A 322-nucleotide genomic window follows, 5' to 3' on the forward strand; every position below is an offset into this window, starting at 1 on the left:
AAAGATACTAATTTGAAAGCAAATCACAACACCTTTATCATCCTTTGTGGTTTTCTTAGGCTGTATTCAATGGCTCAAAGATACTAATTTGAAAGCAAATCACAACTATATCGGCGGTCTGGACACATCAGGAAAGGCTGTATTCAATGGCTCAAAGATACTAATTTGAAAGCAAATCACAACTGATAAGCTAATTCAAGTTTTTCTTGAATAGCTGTATTCAATGGCTCAAAGATACTAATTTGAAAGCAAATCACAACTGATAGACTTAGACGGTACAATTGAAGAAGCTGTATTCAATGGCTCAAAGATACTAATTTGA

Origin of the sequence: Bacteroides sp. HMSC067B03 (assembly GCF_001811315.1) — a bacterium.
Lineage (GTDB): Bacteria > Bacteroidota > Bacteroidia > Bacteroidales > Bacteroidaceae > Bacteroides > Bacteroides faecis.